The organism is Phocaeicola plebeius, from assembly GCF_003437535.1.
In the GTDB taxonomy this organism is placed as follows: Bacteria; Bacteroidota; Bacteroidia; order Bacteroidales; family Bacteroidaceae; genus Phocaeicola; species Phocaeicola plebeius_A.
This window is the reverse complement of the sequence record NZ_QSQT01000023.1, coordinates 24,070-44,942: the sequence shown is the minus strand read 5'-3', so window position 1 is coordinate 44,942 and position 20,873 is coordinate 24,070. Positions and strand designations below refer to the sequence as shown.

The 20,873-nt window shown below is 42.5% G+C and carries 14 protein-coding genes; 7 read left to right on the top strand and 7 right to left on the bottom strand.

Going from position 1 to position 20,873, the window contains the following annotated elements; translation table 11 throughout:
• Nucleotides 1-7: 7 nt before the first annotated feature.
• The 6 genes from DXD04_RS12130 to DXD04_RS12105 all read right to left on the bottom strand — a co-directional run bounded on the left by DXD04_RS12130 (nucleotide 8) and on the right by DXD04_RS12105 (nucleotide 11,686).
• Nucleotides 8-1,360, bottom strand: a complete 1,353-nt coding sequence (locus DXD04_RS12130; RefSeq protein ID WP_117673539.1) for a DUF6055 domain-containing protein — start codon at nucleotides 1,358-1,360, stop codon at nucleotides 8-10.
• Nucleotides 1,357-3,228 carry a DUF4859 domain-containing protein gene (locus tag DXD04_RS12125; protein WP_259299552.1) on the bottom strand — a complete coding sequence of 624 codons (1,872 nt, stop codon included), beginning with the start codon at nucleotides 3,226-3,228 and terminating at the stop codon, nucleotides 1,357-1,359. The genes DXD04_RS12130 and DXD04_RS12125 overlap by 4 nt, the downstream gene beginning before the upstream one ends.
• A gap of 247 nt (nucleotides 3,229-3,475) precedes the next feature.
• On the bottom strand, nucleotides 3,476-4,483 hold the full coding sequence (locus DXD04_RS12120) for a DUF4859 domain-containing protein (protein ID WP_117673537.1): 1,008 nt from the start codon (nucleotides 4,481-4,483) through the stop codon (nucleotides 3,476-3,478).
• Nucleotides 4,484-4,508: 25 nt separating this feature from the next.
• On the bottom strand, nucleotides 4,509-6,176 hold the full coding sequence (locus DXD04_RS12115) for a RagB/SusD family nutrient uptake outer membrane protein (protein ID WP_117673535.1): 1,668 nt from the start codon (nucleotides 6,174-6,176) through the stop codon (nucleotides 4,509-4,511).
• A 12-nt stretch (nucleotides 6,177-6,188) separates the two neighbouring features.
• A complete protein-coding gene (locus tag DXD04_RS12110) occupies nucleotides 6,189-9,221 on the bottom strand; it encodes a SusC/RagA family TonB-linked outer membrane protein (RefSeq protein ID WP_117673533.1) in 3,033 nt (1,010 codons plus the stop codon).
• A 26-nt stretch (nucleotides 9,222-9,247) separates the two neighbouring features.
• Nucleotides 9,248-11,686, bottom strand: a complete 2,439-nt coding sequence (locus DXD04_RS12105; protein WP_117673531.1) for a glycoside hydrolase family 127 protein — start codon at nucleotides 11,684-11,686, stop codon at nucleotides 9,248-9,250.
• A gap of 600 nt (nucleotides 11,687-12,286) precedes the next feature.
• Between DXD04_RS12105 and DXD04_RS12100 the strand changes: the two genes are divergently transcribed.
• The 6 genes from DXD04_RS12100 to DXD04_RS12075 are packed head-to-tail and all read left to right on the top strand — an operon-like array spanning nucleotide 12,287 to nucleotide 19,475.
• Entirely contained in the window at nucleotides 12,287-16,249 is a 3,963-nt protein-coding gene (locus DXD04_RS12100) for a hybrid sensor histidine kinase/response regulator transcription factor (protein WP_117673529.1), read from the top strand.
• Nucleotides 16,250-16,290: 41 nt separating this feature from the next.
• Nucleotides 16,291-17,523 (top strand): 3-phosphoshikimate 1-carboxyvinyltransferase, encoded by a 1,233-nt coding sequence (locus tag DXD04_RS12095; RefSeq protein ID WP_117673526.1) that lies wholly within the window; start codon nucleotides 16,291-16,293, stop codon nucleotides 17,521-17,523.
• An 11-nt stretch (nucleotides 17,524-17,534) separates the two neighbouring features.
• Nucleotides 17,535-17,954, top strand: coding sequence for a phospholipase (locus DXD04_RS12090; RefSeq protein WP_117673524.1), 420 nt, complete (start codon nucleotides 17,535-17,537; stop codon nucleotides 17,952-17,954).
• Nucleotides 17,955-17,968: 14 nt separating this feature from the next.
• Nucleotides 17,969-18,790 (top strand): metal ABC transporter permease, encoded by an 822-nt coding sequence (locus DXD04_RS12085; RefSeq protein ID WP_117673523.1) that lies wholly within the window; start codon nucleotides 17,969-17,971, stop codon nucleotides 18,788-18,790.
• A 32-nt stretch (nucleotides 18,791-18,822) separates the two neighbouring features.
• Nucleotides 18,823-19,251: a tRNA (adenosine(37)-N6)-threonylcarbamoyltransferase complex ATPase subunit type 1 TsaE gene (gene tsaE, locus DXD04_RS12080; RefSeq protein ID WP_007560073.1), complete on the top strand. Its 429-nt coding sequence runs from the start codon at nucleotides 18,823-18,825 to the stop codon at nucleotides 19,249-19,251.
• Between the two features lie 2 nt (nucleotides 19,252-19,253).
• Entirely contained in the window at nucleotides 19,254-19,475 is a 222-nt protein-coding gene (locus DXD04_RS12075; protein ID WP_022053998.1) for an immunity 17 family protein, read from the top strand.
• Nucleotides 19,476-19,549: 74 nt separating this feature from the next.
• Here the strand turns inward: DXD04_RS12075 and DXD04_RS12070 are convergent, their stop codons facing one another.
• Nucleotides 19,550-20,152 carry a ribonuclease HII gene (locus DXD04_RS12070; protein ID WP_117673521.1) on the bottom strand — a complete coding sequence of 201 codons (603 nt, stop codon included), beginning with the start codon at nucleotides 20,150-20,152 and terminating at the stop codon, nucleotides 19,550-19,552.
• 131 nt (nucleotides 20,153-20,283) lie between these two features.
• On the opposite strand from DXD04_RS12070, the gene DXD04_RS12065 reads away from it, so the two are divergent.
• On the top strand, nucleotides 20,284-20,865 hold the full coding sequence (locus tag DXD04_RS12065) for a DUF3109 family protein (RefSeq protein WP_117673519.1): 582 nt from the start codon (nucleotides 20,284-20,286) through the stop codon (nucleotides 20,863-20,865).
• Nucleotides 20,866-20,873 lie beyond the last annotated feature (8 nt).

Genomic DNA, 20,873 nt, shown 5'->3' with positions numbered 1-20,873 from the left:
AATAAAATTAGTTCTTTAAATCCGTTCCTTTCAGTCTGATGCGATAAGGCCACTGTGCATCTTTTTCCCCACTTTCCGGTGAAGGATTCATCCAATGCTCCTCTGGTGCCCCCATCACTACCAACCACAAATATACTAACTTCTCGTTTTCAGGCACCTTAAAAGTGAGTTTTCCTTTTTTATCGGCAGACATTTCACCATATATACTCTTCCCGTCGGCTTTGACGGCTACAAACCCATATCGCCAACCGGCCTTTTCCGGATGTACCGATACATATCCGCCTTGCTTTCCATTTACTCCTTCAAACTGCAACTCCACCTTTGTTCCCGGTTCAGGTACCCTCAGCGGAATGGCATTAAATCCATAATTCTCCGGACAATTTTCGGCGGCCACCTGATACCATCCATCCGATTGGGCTGTCAACTTGCAAGTGTACTTGTTCGCATAAGGACGCGTATTCTTCCACACCCTGTCAAAATCCCAGTTAATCAAATGCCGGCAGGCATCAAACATCTCATCACAGAAAGCTTCCTGCGACAATCCCGTCATGCGCTTGTAAGTCATCACCGGGTCTTCCCCTCTCTTGCCCTGACGGAAAAGCTCTGCAATAATCGGACGTCCTCGCTTCATCCCCCAATATTCCAGAATATACGGTGAGTGATAAATATTCTCCAAGTGCAGATAAGCCTTGTGCGTCAACTTTGTAAAAGCTTCCCAGTGATAGCGTTCATCCGTCTGCCAGTCCGGATTCACCTGCCATAACATCCACTGTGATGCCATTTCGAAAAAGCCGGAGCCACCCCAGGCCTCTCCTTCTCCGTCACACGAAATCTGTGCCTGAAAGCTATGACCTAATTCATGTGCCACGCAGTTCAATTTCTCATCCTGTATACGATTAGGAGCCGCCCATAGTGCACCAATCTGCTGGTCATAATCACCTCCGTAGGCCGTTCCTTCCAGCGAATAATTAATCATCACCATCATCCGGTAACGGTCACTTTTCGAACCCGGTTTCGTGAACTGTAAAGAGTCACGGAAGAACGTATAGAAGTATCCCAGTTTATCCGTCAGGTTATTCAAATCTACATGCATGTCATGCCCTTCCAACTGAGGAGGATTGGCCAAATCGTTACCGAAACCTTTCTCCCAAAACACCACCACATTATCCGTACAGCACATCCGGTGATAGCTCCATTGGGATTCCGGGTTCTGAAGATCCATTCCCTGCAAATCTTTGGGAATGTAGATTTCTTTTCCTCTCAACTTATTGTTACATAAATCAACGGGACATACCGATTGAGAAAAAGCGGCAGTAAAAACTGCCGCTAAAAAACATGTCCCTATTAGTCGTTTGTTCATTTGATATCAATATTAAAGACTAAAGTTATTACATATTGTTGTCCGCCCTTTGTATAGACCAAGGCTTCTTTCACGATATAATTATCACCCGAAGCTAATTTTCCCGGATATTGTCCGACAGAAAAACTAAAGTTTTTCGCATCATATTCCACATAGACCTTACTATCATTATCACTTCCCCATCCAATGGGATTGCCAAGACTATCGAACCAGAACCCGTACCCATTAGCAGTCGTATTATAGTCCAAACTACCATTCGGCTTCACAGCAGCAAAAGCAATCTTTCCTTCCTGAGGCTCAGACTTTGCTGATAACATGTTCGAAGTCAATTGTGAGGGTTGCATAGCAAGCGCCTGTGCTATTTTCGTAAGATCTCCATTTTCAGAAACACTGACAGAAGCCCCATTATAATCGGCATCACTTGCTGCAAATGTAACATTATACGTCAGTGTCAAATCCTGAGGTTCAGCATCCGGGTCGATTGTAATATTTCCCAACAAATTTGTATTCTCAAATTTCACCTTATACGGGAACTGTTCATCAGTCAACTCTTTTTCATCCCACGGATGAACTACATAATTCTGTGGTGCAGCCTGCACTATAAAATACAAACTCTGTGTACCAGCCGGAACAGTGAAGGAAACACGTCCGCTCTTATCGAAATGTGCTTCACCATACTCCCGGCTTCCATCCTGTTTCAAAGCTACAAAACCATACATCCATCCCATATTTCCGGCACTACCCGCCGTATTGTATTTCGTGGTTGTACCCTTCACTGTTTCCGATTCCATATATTCACCCGGATCACCCGAAGCCAGTGTTGCACCAGGTTCCAGCCCTACAAAATCAGCCGCTACTACCATATTGCCCGCATCTGGCACATTTAAAGGAATCACATTAAAGCCTGTAGCCTCCGGACAATTGGCATAAGCCACCTGATAATATTCACCACTCGTATAAAAAGTAGTATGATAACGTCCGAGGTAGCCCTCTGAATACTCACGTACTCCATCAATATCAAAGGTTGCCATCCTGCTGGCATAATCATACAGTTCCTTTTTAGTTTTACTCCAGTCGCCATTGCAATACAACCGTGTATACGCCGAAATAGCATCCTCCGGATAGACAGACTCTCTCCAAATATTACCGATTGTCTCAATACCGTGTTTCATAGTCCAATAAGACTGCAACCAATAACTGGCATAACGCATCCATTCATTTTCAAAATGACGATGATTATTATTCAACCAGACGTCAAAGTTATAAGAGGTAAACATCTCCTCCGGATAATCCTGGAATGATTGCCACTGCGCACACTGCTCCCAGAAGCCACATCCACCATTGCTTCCTTCATATCCATAGCGGAAACCCGATTTAAGGTCATCATTTCCTCCCTGGCATAACTTATCGCAGTACACCTGATACTGGAAACTATGTCCGATTTCGTGTGCAATAGTAGAGCCTACAGGCTGGCATGTACTCGGATTTACCCACAAGGCCCCGATGATATTGTCGTATCCAGAACCTGTGGCAAGCCATTCTTCCTGATACAACAAATATATTTCCATTTTATAACGGTCCAAAAATGATTTCCCCTGTCCAGTTTCAGCAAATTTCAGTTTCTCCACATTAGTCCGATAGAATAGTTCCGCCTTTTCCAGGAGGTCATCTATATCTACTCTCAAATTGGCAGGAACTGTTTCCGCATTAGGGTCATCACCAAAACCAGCTTCCCAGAATACGAAGAAATGCTCACTTTGTTTGGAACGGAACCATGACCATTTGGCATCACTTCGGAGCATATCCATCCCTTCAAACTCAGCCGGCTTGTAATATTTATCAAAGTCCTCAATATTATCTTCAGACATAACCTGTAAAATGTTTTTATCCTCCTCTTTTTGAGGAACCTTATCGCTACAACTCCACAGCAAGCAGAACCAAAGCAATAAACACATAGTTACAGATCTATCCAGATATTTCACAGATTTAAAACACATAAAGACTTAACTTCTCATTACTAAATCGATAAATAAAAACGTCCTGACAATTCTATCAGGACGTTTTTGTTTAAGGGAATGGATATTCTCCTAAAATATCCATCTTTCCCTAATTATACTATTCTGTAATATTACAAGTAACAACGAAACGGAAAAATTTGGTTGCATCAGTAGTATCAATAAATCCAAAACTACAATTATATTGTTTACCAACTGCCGTTTCTGGCATGCAACATAATTTTACACAACTCTTACTTACATCATCAGAGTCAGGTTTAAAATTAGCACATACTACACCAGGGTAAGCACATACCTTACCAGCTTCATCAAACCAATAGCCTGCAGGTGCCTCACCTGTATAAGCACTTTCTGTATCCCATACACCAGTTGTTGGGTCTGCCGCATAAAACTTAATTGTACCTTCGTCAAATGCTGTAATAAATTCGTCCAATGTCATTTCAAACACAGCAGCAATATTTTCTTCAATTGAGGTCAACAAAATATCATCCGACGTATAATTTGTATTAGGAAGTGCCACAGTAGCAACAGCTACAGTCGGGTCTGTCACACTCGCATTCAGAGTAAAGCGTACATAGTCGTCATAATCCGGACCGTTTTTAGCGAATCCTACTTCCAGTGCCAACACTGTACCAGCGGTAATTCCGCCTTCCGACAATTCAAAAACCAATTCCTTGTTCGTTTTATCCAGTACCACAGAAGCTCTGCAAGCCGCATCGTCCTGCGCACAAGGCTGGTTCGCCGAGTTGAAATACCAACCGGCATCGTCCTTGTTATATGGCGTCTTTAACCACTGATTACGAGTCGTATTAATCGGATAGAAAACAGTTTCGCCTGTGCTCAATCCATCAATCACAGCATCTACACTCATACCCATCTTTTCTTCAAACTTTGCAGCATAGTCCGAAAGCTTTACTGTATATGAATGTTCTCCATTTACTTCCAAGACACCAGTAGCAGAAATCTGAGCTTCTGTGTCAATCTTTAAATAAGGGTTTTCATTTTCCCCATAAACATGTTTTGAGGTAGCATCATTGTAATCGTCACTACATGCTGTAAATGCGAGCAACGAACAGCAACAAAATGCTAATAATATATTCTTTTTCATGATAAATCTTTTTTAAGTGTTTTCATTAACCTCCATAACCCGGATTTTGTTTCAACTTCAAGTTTCCTTCCAGGAATGTCTTATGAATCGGGAAGATATCACAATGATTATCATTCACATCTTCTTTACGGTCTTTACAGAACCAAGATTTGCCATTGAACACATTCTGTCCGTTCGTCATACGGAAACGAATCAAGTCCTGGCGACGATGATGTTCTGCTACAAACTCCCATGCCAAATCATCCAATAATCCACCTAAAATAATATCAGCACCACCTTCTTCCGTAGTTACCCAATTATCCGGTTCATCTTGTTTGGCCGTATTCTCACGATGACCATATTTGTACACACTGCCACCTTTCAGCTGAGCCACTGTACGGGTAGCTTTTTCCGGATTATCCTTGAAAGCACGTGCACGTACCTGTGTAACCAGACGAGCAGCGTCTTCTTCGGTTTCGCCATTATATCCACCCAAGCGCAACAGACATTCGGCTTTCATCATCATAGCGTCTGCCAGACGGAAGAAAGGAACATCGTCGTAAGAAGTACCCCAGTCGCCAGTCTTGATTTCATATTTCACCAGACGGGCTCCTTCCATTGGGTAACAGCCCGGATTATCTGTACTACGGATTTCACGTGTATAGTTCAAAGGTTTACCATCTACATAAATAGTATTACCATTCATATCTTTCTGTTCACCTTCAATCCAACAGTCTGTAAAGCGTGTATCATCCGGATCGTAAGTTTCAAGGAACTGTGGCAAAGCTGCACTTCCGCCTGTAGCCCATCCGGTAAATCCCCATGTAGCACGTCCGGCTTCGTTCATCCATTTGTTGGCATAATAGTTACCACCGGCATACAAATATTCAAACGGAATACCGAAAATAATTTCCGGAGATGTAGAAATATCTTCCTTGAAGTTATCAGAATAATTCGGTGCCAGTGCGAACGGACCTGCCAACACCTGATTCAACTCATCGATACATTTCTGATAATAAGAATCATCCGAATGGTCATTAAACCATGCGTTATGATTCAGATACATTTTAGCAAGAATCATGTGTACCGCATAGTTATTGATTTCACCCATTCTCACTTCATCACCGCACTTATCTTTAATGTCATTCAGTTCCGTAATCAGAAAATCCCAAACCTCCTGCGGTTTAGCTTGCTCGGGTTGCCAGCCAGTCGGATGATCATACGTAGTATCCAATGGAATGTTACGGAACAAATCAAACAAAATGTAATAATACAATGCACGATAAGCACGAAGTTGTGCAACTGATGTTTCTGCCTCCTGTACAGCCTTATCCGCCAAAAGTTTATTGCAAGCATTAATACCTTCATAAGCATATTGCCATTCAGTCCACAAATGGTCAATCTGTGAATGGAAATTGTGCTCATGCATAGCAATATAAAGATCTCCCCATCCCACTCCAATTCGCAAAGGAGTAGTCCACAGATCAGAGGTCTCATCCATCACATCTGCATAACCATTCCATCCCCAATACAAGCTACGCAAGGAAGAATATACAGGAGCAAACATGGCAGCAGCATCCTTATCTGTAAATTCGTACTTTTCAGATGCCAGCTCACTATAAATAGTTTCGCTCAAATCAGTACAGCTATTCAGTGAGAGCATACTTGCACCGATTACTGTTCCGAGTAATGATTTATATAAATTTGATTTCATATCGATTCAATATTAGAAAGTTAAGTTCAAACCAAAGGTAAACGAACGAATGGATGGATATTTATCACGCGCATCAATACCTGCAGAAGTAGGATACCAGTTGGACAACTCTGGATCCAATCCAGAATAACCAGTAATACAGAACAAGTTATCACCAGACAAATAAGCACGTACCCCCTTGATGTATTTATTGTTCTTCTTTATTGGGAAAGTATAGCCAATAGTAAGGTTCGTCAACTTCAAGAAATCACCATCTTCCAAATAATAACTTACAAAAGTCTGAGGCTGAGAAGAAGACAATGTATACTGTCCACCATAAGGAGCTTCCTCAACAGATTTCAATCGGTTGTATGCAATAGAATTGTTTTCATAGAAAGCACGAGGCTCATTCAAAATCTTGAATCCCAATTGGCTGGTAAACTGCATACTCAAATCCCAGTTTTTATAAGACAAATTATTTGTCCATCCCAAATAGACTTTAGGCAGACCGCTACCCAAGTACTGACGATATTCATCATTTTTCAACTGATCATTAGAGAATTCTACAACCTCTCCATCTGGTTTTTCAATCAGGAACAGACCATTCTCGGATACACCAACAGATTTCAATCCATAAAATTCTCCCAAAGCTCTACCTTCTTCCATACGGTGAGTAGAAATACTAATAGGTTCCCCCAGTCCCCCGGTATCCATAAAGCTGTTAGATTCATACATATCGTTAGACAAACTCAACAACTTATTTTTATTAGCAGAAACTGTAACAACAGTTTTCCATTCAAAGTCTTTGGTACGCACCGGAACTGCATTTACAGCAACTTCGATACCTTGATTTCGTACAGAACCCGCATTAGCCAAAGTTGAATTGAATAAGTTCGGAGGAGTTGGAACTGTGTACCAAAACAATAAATCAGTTGTCTTCTTGTTATATACATCAATAGAACCACCCAAACGATTATCCAATACACTCCAATCTAAACCCACATTGAATTCCGTAGATTTTTCCCAACGAAGATCCGGATTCGGATTAGAACTTACAGATAAACCTGGTAACCATTTACCATCACTATAATAATAGGAACTGCCATAAGCGTACTTTGTCAATGAAATATACGGATCATTCGGTATAACACCAGTAATACCAAAACCTGCACGCAATTTCAAATTATTTAGCCAAGTAATGCCTTTCATAAACTCCTCATTACTGATAGTCCATCCTAATGAAGCAGAAGGGAACGTACCCCACTTATTGTTATCTCCAAACTTGGAAGAACCTTCCCGACGTACACTCACCAACAAATTATAACGATTATCGTAGGCATAACTTACACGGGCAAAGAAACCAATTAAAGTATTTTCACTGGCACTACTGCCCATTCCTGCTTTACCTTCCTTCAAAGCCTGACCTATACCCAAATTATTCCATTGGAAGAAGTCTGTTGGAAAATTATAGTTATTAGCATAATTTTGTTCATATTTGTAATACTGGTAACTATAACCCACCATTGCATTCATACGATGCTTACCTACATTCAAATCATATTTAGAAGTAAGCTCCAAATTATTCTGAAAGCTTTCACTATTTGTGTGATAAGCATATCCTGTCCATTGGTTCAATTGGTTCCCATAATAATCAGAAGTATTATACCCCTTATCGTGGGCACCAAAACGACTGGTAGCTAACATCAAATTGGTTTGCCATCCTTTAATGGGTTCAAAAGTAATATTACCAGCAGCACGAGTCTCTTCGTAAGTATAATTACCCAAACGTTCTTCCAACATTCCTACCGGATTATAGTAGTAGTTTACCCCGAAATCTTCATTATAAGAACCATCTTCGTTATAAATCGGAGCTGTCGGATTACGTGCAATTGCCTGACGGTAGATATTTGATTGGTCTGTGGCTGTAGCATTGGTTGCACTATTCTTATGCCATTTCTTGACCATATTCAAATTAACCTTCAACATATCATTCAGCATCCAGTGAGAAACATCAAAACGCATACGGATATCTTCTGCATACGTATTCATAATCACACCGTCTTCCTTACGATAAGTAAAGTCTGCTGAATAAGTAGTCTGTTTTGTACCTCCAGAAATATTAAAGTTGTGATTATGAGTAAAACCGGTACGGCTGATGGCATCCAGCCAATCAGTATCATACCCTTTGTCTGTAAAGTTTGTTTTCCCGGCACGTACATCTTCTGCAGTCATAAAATCCAGTTTCTTGCCAAACTGAGAAGCAGAAACGTAGCCCGAATAAGAAGCAGTAGTATGTGCCTCACGCTTACCGGTTTTTGTAGTTATCAAAATCACACCGTTTGCACCTCGTGTACCATAGATAGCTGCGGCAGAAGCATCCTTCAACACATCGATAGCTTCAATATTTTCAGGAGCGACTGTACTTAAATCTCCTTCCACTCCATCTATCAGAATCAAAGGAGTTGTACTACCATTTACGGAGATAACACCACGCAGACGGATGGCAGAAGTCGCATTCGGGTCACCAGAACCTTTTGCAATACTCAAACCAGCCACCTTACCTTTAATCAAATCGGCCGCATCGCCTACCTTACCCACTGTAAAGTCTTCCGCTTTTACAGAAGCAATCGCACTGGTCACATCACCTTTACGCTGCGTACCGTAACCAATTACCACGACTTCGTCCATCACTTCCGTATCTTCCTTCAAGGTAATGACAGCACCTGCCTTCAACTGACTGACAGGAATTTCCTGCGTCTTATAACCGATGTAGCTAATTTGAAGTACTGATTTGGCTGATACATTTAAGCTAAAATTCCCATCAAAATCAGTAATCGTACCATTGGAAGTGCCTTTCTCCATAATATTTGCACCAATAATGGACTCACCTTTTGAATCAACCACCTTACCAGAGATAGCCTTTTGTTGCAAGACAGTCTCCACAACCGGTGCTCCAACAGATTCCGCATAGGTTGCCATAGGTAAACAACCTGCAGAAAGCACTACACATGCCGACACTTTTACAAATGCACGACTAAACAACATGCGATTTAACTGTGTATTCATCTTGTTTATATTTAAGGGTTAATAAATCACTCTACTTTCCATTCAATAATACCTCCCGAAGCTCCTTTCTGAAGCTGTGCCGAGATTTTCAGTCCGGTAGTCTGGACTGGCTTGAAGTTTACTACATTGTATTTGTCCTTTTCTACCCCATATTTATCACTCGTTTCTACTTCTTTCCAGCTGTTTCCAGACTTGTAATACAATGTCCAGCTTTGCGGTACACGGAAATCACCGTCGTAATGATCAAAATCCAGCCAGTAAACTTCCACTTTCGATACGGTGTAAGGTTTGTCGAATTCGTAGGCCAGAGACTCCATCGTACCATTCTTCAACCACCAGTAGAAATAGGGCTTGGAAGTATCTGAAGAACGTTTCGGCTCCCACTGGTCGTTCACGCCCCATGCGTAGGACATCACAGCTGCCGACTCGGGCGCATCTTTCTGGATTGCAGCCTGAATGGTGAATGTCTGTGCCTTTGAAGCAATAGTCGGCTCGGGAGTTGGAATTGCATATTCTTTTGATTCCGGAATCCATACTTCCATCTGGTCGGCTCCGCGGTTGTTCCATGTAGAATAAGGAATGGCCTTGAATGCAACGTCTTTCACTGTACCGTCTTTTTCAACTTCCTTTGCGGTACCTTTCAATACCATCACCCCGTTCAACAGATTGGCTTCGTAAGAAGCTTCTATCGGAGTATCATTCGGAATAAATTTATTGAATACGATGCTGTCAGGCTGATCCTTTCCTTCCAGACAGAACATAATCGGTCCACGTTCCAATGCTACCATTCCACGGTCTACTTCCACTTTATCGTTGGCTTTGATACGACGAACGTCCATCGGCATTTCCAGTTCAATTACATCACCTGCCTTCCATGTACGTACGATGGTTTCGTAGCCGTCACCTTCTGCTCCACGTGTAGCCGAGCCGTTTACCTTCAATGTATATTTCTTGGCCGCATCGGTATATGCATACAGGTCAGAAGCTACAGGAGCTGCTTTTGTCCATCCTGGGATACGGAGGCGGATAGCAAATTTGCCTTCTTTTTCAGGAGTAACCTTAATGGTTACTTTTCCGTTCCACGGATATTCGGTAGTCTGTTCCAATGTCACCTTATTATCTGCGGTCTGCATTTCTGCCTTACCCTGGATATAGAGGTTCACATAAATGTCATTCTGCTGGGTGGCATACGCATAGCTTGGTACGGAAGCCATAAAGCGGGTTACATTACCCGGACAGCAGGCACAACCAAACCAGCGCTGGCGTTCGTGTTCGCCCATAGATTCCAGCGGATTGTCATAAAAGAATTTGTCACCGCTCAGAGAAACACCTGAAATCACGCCGTTGTACAAGGCACGTTCCAACACATCCACATACTTGGAATCACCCGTAGCCAGGAACATACGGTAGTTCCAGTACACATTGGCAATGGCTGCACAGGTCTCACAATAAGCGGTATGATTCTGCAATTCATAATTCGGGCCGAAACCTTCTCCCTGAGCTCTGGAACCCATACCTCCGGTAATATACAGTTTCTTGCTCACCAGGTTATCCCACAAACGGGTCAACGCATGAAAATAAGCCGTATCGTTTGTCAGAGCTGCCACATCGGCTACACCAGAATAAAGGTATCCGGCACGTACCGCATGACCTACAATTTCATCCTGCTGAAGAATAGGCTTGTGGTCCTGGCTGTATTCGCTCAATTTGTGTCCGTCTGTTCCACGTCCGGTTTCTTCCACAAAATAACGGGCCATGTCAAGGTATTTCTTGTCACCCGTTACCTTATATAATTTACACAATGCCATTTCCACGATAGGATGGCCTGACGGCACATGTTTCTGTCCTTCACCCGGTCCGAATACCTTGCAAACCAGGTCGGCATTCTTGATAGCCACATCAAGGAATGTACGCTTGCCCGTAGCTCGATAATGTGCTACGGCAGCCTCATACATGTGACCACTGTTATACAACTCATGACTGTTCAGTTTTTCCCATTTGGAACGTCCCCACCAACCAGAAAGTCGATAGCACTTATTTGTCACACAGGTAGTCAGGTATCCGTCCGGTTCCTGAGCTGCTGCAATGATATTGATTACGCTATCCAAATAATGATCAAGCTGAGGGTCATACTTCACCGCCAATGAATAAGACGCTCCTTCTATTACCTTATACGGGTCAGTATCATCAAAAGAAAAATCACCACGATGTTCCCCTTTTTTTAAACCGCCTGCAATAGCGAAATTATCGAAACGACCGTTCTTCTCACATTCCTTGAAAGCGGAAGGAATAGAAACCGTACGGTTTGTTTCAATACGGGGCAACCAAAAACCATCATTAATATGTACTTGGGTAAACGGAACTTCCTGAATAGGAGCATCCGGTTGCTGATAGGCCGGTTTTGTGCAGGAAGTGATTCCCAGCACAGCGACACCACTCATCAATATCAAAAGCTTGTTCTTCATATTATATAAATTGGGTTCTTTATTCGTTTGTTGCAAATGTAGAAGTTTAAAGATTGGAGTGATAAAAATATCATCCATTCCACTACCAAAATAGTCGGTGTCCTACGTATATCTAAAACATGACAACACTCTATAATCCAACTAGTTATACAATTACATTAGATTTTTTTGATATGTTTCAGGACTATTTTAGCATCTATCATGCAGACACTCATTCTTCCTGCCGCCATTATTATACTGACAGCTGAACAGCATCAGCACCTTGTAAGAATAATATCATAGTAATAATTCTTCCACACATCCTTAGATAAAGAAGGAAATATGGAAACAAATTCTCTGTTTCACACTGTGAAATACAAAAACCACAGTGTGGGATATATATTTCACAGTGTGGGATACAAATCCCGCACTGTGAAACAGAGAATATATTAGGGCATTTCACGGAATAGGCTGAAGACTTCTAAAAAATATACCGGAGAGTTCAAGACAATGCTCCGGAATCTTTAATTAGACTTTTACATTATTTTTCTATACTATTTTATATGCTTTATTCGTATGTTTTAGTCATCTTTGTAAAGATTTAAAAAGAAAACAACACGTATGAAATCCTTTTACTGTCTAATCATTAGCCTATCAATCCACCTATGTGGCTATGCTATATTACCTACCCAGTTCCATTTTCGCCATTATAATATTGAAAACGGAGTTTCATCCAATAATATTTCAACTTTATTCCAAGACCAAAAGGGATATATCTGGATAGGTACAGAAAATGGATTAAACCGTTTTGACGGTAACCAATTTACCCTTTATCAAAAAAACAATCCACTCTATTCCAATTTCCACGCCAATTCAATCAATACCATTTGCGAAACTACCGACAAAAAGCTATGGTTAGGAACGGACAACGGCGTATTCATCTACAATCAAGTTAAAGATACATTTACCCCATTTGTCAAACAAACAAGTGACAAAACCTCTATCACTTCATGGATTACACATATTATTCAAGATAAAGCTGGAAATATATGGATTGCCACACACAAACAAGGTATCTTTCTATTTAACACACAAACCGATAAACTCACCCAGTTTGAAATACCACAAAACGACAATATTGTAATCCGTATACTTAATGACGAACAAAACAATATATGGCTATCAGGCCCCTATCAACTTTGCAAACTAAATAAAGTAAACAACACATTTGAAACTTATACGATTGAAGGAGAAACAGAAGGCGTCTACTCCATGGCACTATGGGAAGACAATTCACACTATATTTGGATAGGAACCTGGGATAAAGGCCTCTGGAAACTCGACCCACAAACAAAACAAGTAGAGAAATACCTGACAGAAGGAAAAGGAATATTACATATTCATTCCATTCTTGAATACTCTCCAGAACTGCTGTTTATAGGTTCAGACGACGGACTTACGATATTTAATCCTGTCACCCATGAAAGTTTTCTCTATGATAATTACGGAGATAGCGAAAAATCATTGTCCGATAAATTTATCTATCCTATGTTAAAGGATAGAGAAGGAGGAGTATGGATTGGAACCTATTATAATGGAATAAACTATCTTCCACCCTACTGTGGACAGTTCAACGGCTACTCCGAATCCAGCGACATTCCTTACTTCAACAGTCGAATTATCAGCCGTTTCTGTGAGGATGAAAACGGGAATATCTGGATTGCATCCGATGATTCAGGACTCAGTTGCTTCAATCCTTCCACAATGCAATTTATAGATTTTCACGGAAGAGAAAAGCTGAATAAACATAACTTGCATGCACTCTGCATAGTAGGCAAAGATTTATGGATAGGCACATACGGAGACGGTATACAAGTCCTAAATGCACAAACAGGAAAAATCAAGAATTATAATACCACAAATGGTCTGGATGAAAATAGCATCTATTCTATTTTTAAAGACAGTCAAGGACAAATTTGGACAGGCTCAATGAATGGAATTTGTCAATACGACGCACAAAAACAACATTTTACCCCTATTAAACATTTAGAAGCACTTATTATTGAAATTGTAGAGGATGCCAAAGGAAATCTTTGGATTGCCACTCAAGGAAAAGGACTGTTCCGATATTCTCCACAAAAGAATAAGGAATGGGAAAAATATGGTCTGGAAAAAGGTTTCAATAGCCTAACTGTCAACCATCTATGCATTAATAAAGACAATGAAATCTGGGCTGCAACCAGCGAAGGACTGTACTTATATAATCCCCTTAAAGATATATTTACTTACCAGCCACTTAGACTTCCCAACGAGTGTATCAATGCCATCTTGGAAGGAGAAGACTGCCTGTGGCTTACCACTGCCAAAGGACTGGTGAAATATACTCCAGCCACACAAGAGACTCAGATTTTCACTAAAAGCGACGGGCTGCAAAGTGAAGCATTCATCATGGCCTCTGCGTTAAAAACACGCAACGGTGAGTTCTATATTGGAAGCATCAACGGTTTTAATACCTTCTATCCTCACCAATTGAAACTCAATACACAAAAACCGAATGTAGTATTGACCAGCCTGGAAATTTTCAATCAGAAAATTGACACACAAAAAGACGGTACATTACCGGAAGCCATCGACCATCTGAAAGAAATTCATCTTTCTTATAAAGACAATGTCATTACCCTGAATTATGCGGCATTAAGTTATTGCACTCCACAGAAAAATCAGTATGCCTACATGCTGGAAGGATTTGACAAAGGCTGGAACTATGTAGGTTCACAGCACAGCACCACCTATACCAACCTTCCGGCAGGCACGTACACCTTTAGAGTGAAAGCCTCCAACAATGACAATATATGGAACGAAGAAGGAACTTCCATCCGTATCATTGTACATCCGCCTTTCTATCTGTCTCTGCCTTTCAAGATTGGCTATGTGTTGCTGTTCTTGCTTGCCCTAGGTCTTTTGCTACGCTACGTCATACGGCGCAGTGAGAAGAAACATGCCAAAGCCATTGACGAGCTGAACAGCAAAAAGGAAATAGAAATTCACGAAGCTAAAATTAATTTCTTTACCATGATTGCGCATGAGATACGTACGCCGGTATCACTCATCATCGGACCGTTGGAAAAAATCATGCAATCAACCCATATTCCTACCAACGAACGTCAGGAACTGGAGATTATCGACCGTAACAGCCAACGGTTGCTGTACCTGGTAAATCAGTTACTGGATTTCCGAAAAGTGGAACAAAAAGAAATACGGATGAAGTTCAGCTCACAATCCATCAAAGAACTGATGCAGGCTGTATGTGAACGTTTCTCACCGACACTTCAGCAAAATGGAGTCAACTTCTCCGTCACTTATCCCAATGAACATTTTCATGCGGATGTGGATAAGGAAGCACTTACCAAGGTGCTAAGCAACCTGCTGACAAACGCCAACAAATATACGCAAAGCAGGATTGAGGTCCGTTTTCAGGAACATCCCGAAAAACAGACCTTCTCCATAGAAGTAAAAGACAATGGAAAAGGAATGAATGAAGAGGAATTGAAAAAGATTTTCAAACCTTTCTATCAGGCTTCAGAGAACAAACCGGGAACCGGCATCGGGCTCAGTATCGTAAAGGGGATAGTAGAAGCACATCATGGACAGATCAAGGTAACTTCCCAGCAAGGGCATGGTTCTTCATTCATGATTACTCTTCCTCAAAAACAGGAAAACCTATCGGCTGAAGAGGAAGAAAATCAGGCAGGCAGTCCGCTTCCGGAAGATATTATCCCAGAGCAGAATGCCACAGCTTCCATGTCGCAGAAGGTGCTCCCCATCATGCTGATTGTAGATGATAACGAAGATATGCTACACTTCCTCTCTTCTCACTTTCAGACCAGCTATACCATTGTGACGGCTGTAGATGGGGTGGATGCGCTCAACAAGCTGAAGGAACAGGAAGTGGCCCTGATTATCAGCGACTGGATGATGCCGAACATGAATGGAATTGATTTGTGTAAAGCGGTACGAAACAACCAGCTGACCAGTCACATTCCGTTTATCCTGCTTACGGCAAAGACCGATACGGAAGCCAAGATTACGAGTATGAATTGTGGGGCAGATGCCTATATTGAGAAACCGTTCTCATTGCAATATCTGGAGGCATGCATCAAGAACCTGTTAGAACTGCGTTTGCAGTTACGACAAAAGTTCTCACAAATGCCGACGGTTTCCATCAACTCCATTGCGGCCAATCAGAGTGATAAAGTGTTCCTGGAGAAAATGAACCACCTGATTGAAGAGAACCTGAACAACGAAGAACTGTCAGTCGACTTCTTGGCTGAAAAATTATGTATCAGCCGTTCCGGATTATTTGTGAAAATCAAAGGACTGGCCAATACAACACCGAATGAAATGATTCAGATTATCCGCCTGAAGAAAGCGGCTTCTCTCTTGCTGGAAAACCAGTACCGCATCAATGAGGTAAGCTACATGGTGGGATTCAATAATCCGTCTTATTTCAGCAAGTGTTTCCAGAAACAATTCGGAATGAAACCGGGAGAGTATATAGCCAGTCATGCACATAAAGCAGAATGAAAATTTTATGTATCTTTGCGTCACAAAGATTTGATTAAACCATGAAGTGTATAGAAATCACCCCACCGGCTGACATACAGACTTGTATTCAGTTGCCTTCTTCTAAAAGTATCTGCAACAGGGCACTTATCATCAATGCACTGGCGGGCAGTACATGCCGTCCTGAAAATCTGTCGGACTGCGATGATACGCGCGTAATGATAGAAGCATTGACACACATGCCGGAAACGATTGACATCATGGCTGCTGGTACGGCCATGCGTTTTCTGACGGCTTATTTGTCCGTAACTCCCGGTACACATGTACTGACCGGAACCGAACGGATGAGACAACGCCCTATCAAGATTTTAGTGGATGCCTTGAGAAGTCTGGGGGCGCAGATTGAATACACGGAAAATGAAGGTTATCCCCCGTTAAAGATTACGGGAAAGGCACTGGAAAGACATTCACTCTGTCTTCCGGGAAATGTCAGTTCGCAATATATCTCGGCCTTGCTGATGATAGGACCGATGCTGGCACACGGCTTGAACCTGGAACTGGAAGGAGAAATTATTTCACGCCCTTACATCAACCTGACGCTGAAAGTGATGAAAGATTTTGGGGCAAAAGCTGAATGGACATCCGACCATACCTTGCAGGTGGCTCCACAGCCTTATCATCCTGTTCCTTACTATGTGGAAAGTGACTGGAGTGCGGCTTCCTACTGGTATGAGATCGTAGCATTATCCAAGCATGAAGCCGTCGTAACACTTCCTGGACTATTTGCACAGAGTCCGCAGGGGGATGCAAAAGTGGCTGAGCTGTTTGAGCAGTTGGGTGTCTGCACGCAAAGAGAAGGAAACAGCGTGACATTGAAACAAACACATACGCATACCGACCGGATGGAATATAATTTTGTGAACCAGCCAGACCTGGCACAAACTTTCGTGGTGACTTGCGCCATGTTGGGCATCCCCTTCCGTTTCTCCGGACTGCAAAGTCTGAAAATCAAGGAAACCGACCGGATGGCTGCCTTAATTGCCGAAATGCGTAAATTAGGTTATGTACTGGAAGAAAGTGAAGGTTCCGTACTTTCATGGAACGGTACCCGATGTGCTCCGGATGAATCGCCTGCCATCGACACGTATGAGGATCATCGCATGGCCATGGCTTTCGCACCAGCTGCACTCTGTAACAGTGCATTACGCATCCGCAATCCGCACGTCGTATCCAAGTCTTATCCCCGGTTCTGGGAAGATTTACTGACGGCAGGTTTTCGTATCACCCAACTTTAATCTGATTCATTATGTGGATTCTTGTCATTATTTTAATTGGAATAGTCATTTTCGGATTGATAGCCGGATTCTTTTATAACCGCTCTATCCAGAAAAAAATAGAACGAGGGGAACTGAAAGAAGCCCCCGAAATAAAAACCGTGGACGAAGAATGCTGCGGACAGCATGAGATTTGTGAAAAAGAGAGTCTGCTGGCAGCTGTCAGCAAACAAATAGAATATTACGACGATGAGGAGCTGGACCGCTTCAAGGGACATCCGTCGGACAACTACACGGAAGAGGAAATCAATGAGTTCCGGGAAATCATGTATACCATGAAGGAGGAAGAGGTAGCCGGCTGGTGCCGCAGCCTGCAACTCCGCGGAATAGAAATTCCTGACGAACTGAAAGATGAACTGTTCCTGATTGTCGGAGAACGTCGTTTTCACTAAGCTGCTATTCACCAATGAATATATTAGAACTATTTCATTATACGTTTTTCCAACATGCCCTGCTGGGAAGTCTGTTTGCCAGCATTGCCTGTGGAATTATAGGCACGTATATCGTTACCCGCCGACTGGTGTTTATCAGCGGAGGAATTACGCATGCCTCTTTCGGAGGAATCGGTATCGGCTTATATGCAGGTATCTCCCCGATTTTAAGTGCGGCCATATTCTCTGTGCTGTCAGCATTCGGAGTGGAATGGCTCAGCAAGCGCAGTGACATGCGGGAAGATTCTGCCATTGCGGTATTCTGGACATTTGGTATGGCAGTAGGTATCATCTTCAGCTTCTTGGCTCCCGGATTCACGCCCGACCTGTCGTCCTTCCTCTTCGGTAACATCCTGACCATCAACCGGAGTGACATTACACTGCTGGCTATCTTGAGTGTGGCACTTATTCTATTCTTTACATTGTTTCTAAGGCCTATCACAGCCATTTCTTTTGACCGGGAATTTGCCCGTTCACAGCGCATTCCTGTGGCTGCTTTCGAATATACGCTCATGGCTTTCATCGCCCTGACCATCGTAGCCTGCTTACGCATGGTGGGTATCGTACTGGCTATCTCTTTGCTCACGCTTCCGCAGATGACGGCCAATCTCTTTACTTATAGTTTTAAACGCATTATCTGGCTGTCTGTCGGCATTGGTTACATAGGCTGCTTGGGGGGACTGCTACTTTCCTACCAGCTTCGGGTACCTTCGGGAGCAGCAATCATATTTATCTCAATTTTAATTTATGTAGGAGCTAAGTTAATTTGCATGCTACGCAAGAAAACGGCTCATTAGGAATATCGGAATCAAGTTAAAATCACAGTATTATGGAAATAAAAATCAACTCACTGGACAATATCCACGAAGCTGCCAAAGAATTCATCGCAGCGATGGGAGACAATACGGTCTTTGCCTTTTATGGTAAAATGGGAGCCGGAAAGACTACATTCATCAAGGCCGTATGTGAAGAATTGGGCGTAACAGATGTCATCAACTCACCGACATTTGCCATTGTCAACGAATACCGCTCAGATGAAAACGGAGAACTGATTTACCATTTTGACTTCTACCGCATCAAGAAGCTGGAAGAAGTGTACGACATGGGATATGAAGATTATTTCTACAGTGGCGCTCTCTGCTTCATTGAATGGCCGGAACTGATTGAGGAACTGCTTCCGGGCAATGCAGTGAACGTGTACATTGAAGAAAAAGAAGATGGTACACGCACAGTCCGCTTCGACGAGAATAACGCATAAAAATGGGAATACACTATTTTATACAAGGGCTATTTGTCCTGGTTGGACTTTTGTCTGTACTGGCAGCCATCTGCAACTGGAACTGGTTTTTCACGGCACAGAACACACAGTTCATCGTGAGAAACGTAGGACGGAAACAGGCACGCTGGTTTTATGCCCTGATTGGCATACTGATGATGGGAACAGGAATCTTTTTCTTCCTGTCCATTCAGGGTACGGTGTAAAAACGAACAGAGTTTTCAACAGCTTGTTAATAACTTTCTCCGGTTATTAACAGGCTGTTTTATTTTTCCACACTTCAAAAATCAAGGGAGAGCTGACCGTCGCCCAGCAAATTAAAGCTCATACGATGATAAGGAGTCGTGCCGTAGGCAGCAATGGCAGCCCGGTGTTTTTTGGTGGGATAACCTTTGTTACCCTTCCAGTCGTACATGGGATATTCCTCATGCAGACGGTTCATGTAATCATCACGGTAGGTCTTTGCCAGAATGGAAGCAGCGGCTATGGAAAGATACTTCCCGTCTCCTTTCACTATAGTGGTATGCGGAATTCCCGGATAAGGATTGAAGCGGTTCCCGTCAATCAGCAGATGCTGAGGAGTGACCTTCAACTGAGATACGGCTCTGTGCATGGCCAGAAAGGAAGCATTCAAGATATTAATCTTATCTATTTCCTCGGGTGTCACTACCCCTACAGCCCAGGCTGTAGCTTCTTTCTCGATTACCGTACGCAATTCATAACGCTGTTTCTCTGTCAGTTTCTTGGAGTCATTGAGCATTTCATTCTGAAATCCGGGAGGAAGAATGACGGCTGCAGCATAGACGGCTCCTGCCAGACAACCACGACCGGCCTCATCACAACCGGCTTCTATCAGGTCTTTATGTAAATAGGGTAACAGCATATATGAATCATTCTATTTTTTCGGACTGCAAAGGTAGTGCTTTTTTTCAAGTGTGGCCATTTATTTTCAGCAGAAGTTATCCCTGTGTTATTCACCGATTTTCGTATCTTTGCCGCACTAAACAGAAACTTATGGTACAGATTGACGACGTAATAGTAAGCCTGGATGTATTCCGGGAAAAATTTCTATGTGACTTGCACGCCTGCAAAGGAGAATGCTGTATTGAAGGGGATGCAGGTGCACCCGTAGAACTGGAAGAAGTGGAAAAACTGGAGGAAGTGCTACCCGTAATCTGGGATGATCTGGCTCCGGAAGCTCAGGAGGTAATCAACCGCCAGGGCGTGGTCTACACAGACGAAGAAGGGGATCTGGTTACTTCTATCGTCAACGGAAAGGACTGCGTATTTACTTGCTACGATGAGAAAGGCTATTGTTATTGTGCCATCGAAAAAGCATACCGGGAAGGGAAATGCAACTTCTACAAACCGATTTCCTGCCACCTGTATCCGATACGCATAGGAGATTACGGTCCGTATAAGGCAGTCAACTACCACCGATGGGATGTATGTAAGGCCGCAGTTTTGTTAGGAAAGAAAGAAAACCTGCCGGTTTATAAATTTCTGAAAGAGCCGTTGATTCGCAAATTTGGTGCTGAATGGTATCAGGAGCTGGAAAATGTAGCCAAGGAACTGGAAGCACAGCATCTGATTTAAAACAATAA

What these genes read in the sequence shown, in the direction of transcription:
- DXD04_RS12130 (WP_117673539.1), bottom strand. Translation starts at nt 1,360, where the DNA reads ATGAACAAACGACTAATAGGGACATGTTTTTTAGCGGCAGTTTTTACT.
- DXD04_RS12125 (WP_259299552.1), bottom strand. Translation starts at nt 3,228, where the DNA reads ATGTCTGAAGATAATATTGAGGACTTTGATAAATATTACAAGCCGGCT.
- DXD04_RS12120 (WP_117673537.1), bottom strand. Translation starts at nt 4,483, where the DNA reads ATGAAAAAGAATATATTATTAGCATTTTGTTGCTGTTCGTTGCTCGCA.
- DXD04_RS12115 (WP_117673535.1), bottom strand. Translation starts at nt 6,176, where the DNA reads ATGAAATCAAATTTATATAAATCATTACTCGGAACAGTAATCGGTGCA.
- DXD04_RS12110 (WP_117673533.1), bottom strand. Translation starts at nt 9,221, where the DNA reads ATGAATACACAGTTAAATCGCATGTTGTTTAGTCGTGCATTTGTAAAA.
- DXD04_RS12105 (WP_117673531.1), bottom strand. Translation starts at nt 11,686, where the DNA reads ATGAAGAACAAGCTTTTGATATTGATGAGTGGTGTCGCTGTGCTGGGA.
- DXD04_RS12100 (WP_117673529.1), top strand. Translation starts at nt 12,287, where the DNA reads ATGAAATCCTTTTACTGTCTAATCATTAGCCTATCAATCCACCTATGT.
- DXD04_RS12095 (WP_117673526.1), top strand. Translation starts at nt 16,291, where the DNA reads ATGAAGTGTATAGAAATCACCCCACCGGCTGACATACAGACTTGTATT.
- DXD04_RS12090 (WP_117673524.1), top strand. Translation starts at nt 17,535, where the DNA reads ATGTGGATTCTTGTCATTATTTTAATTGGAATAGTCATTTTCGGATTG.
- DXD04_RS12085 (WP_117673523.1), top strand. Translation starts at nt 17,969, where the DNA reads ATGAATATATTAGAACTATTTCATTATACGTTTTTCCAACATGCCCTG.
- tsaE (WP_007560073.1), top strand. Translation starts at nt 18,823, where the DNA reads ATGGAAATAAAAATCAACTCACTGGACAATATCCACGAAGCTGCCAAA.
- DXD04_RS12075 (WP_022053998.1), top strand. Translation starts at nt 19,254, where the DNA reads ATGGGAATACACTATTTTATACAAGGGCTATTTGTCCTGGTTGGACTT.
- DXD04_RS12070 (WP_117673521.1), bottom strand. Translation starts at nt 20,152, where the DNA reads ATGCTGTTACCCTATTTACATAAAGACCTGATAGAAGCCGGTTGTGAT.
- DXD04_RS12065 (WP_117673519.1), top strand. Translation starts at nt 20,284, where the DNA reads ATGGTACAGATTGACGACGTAATAGTAAGCCTGGATGTATTCCGGGAA.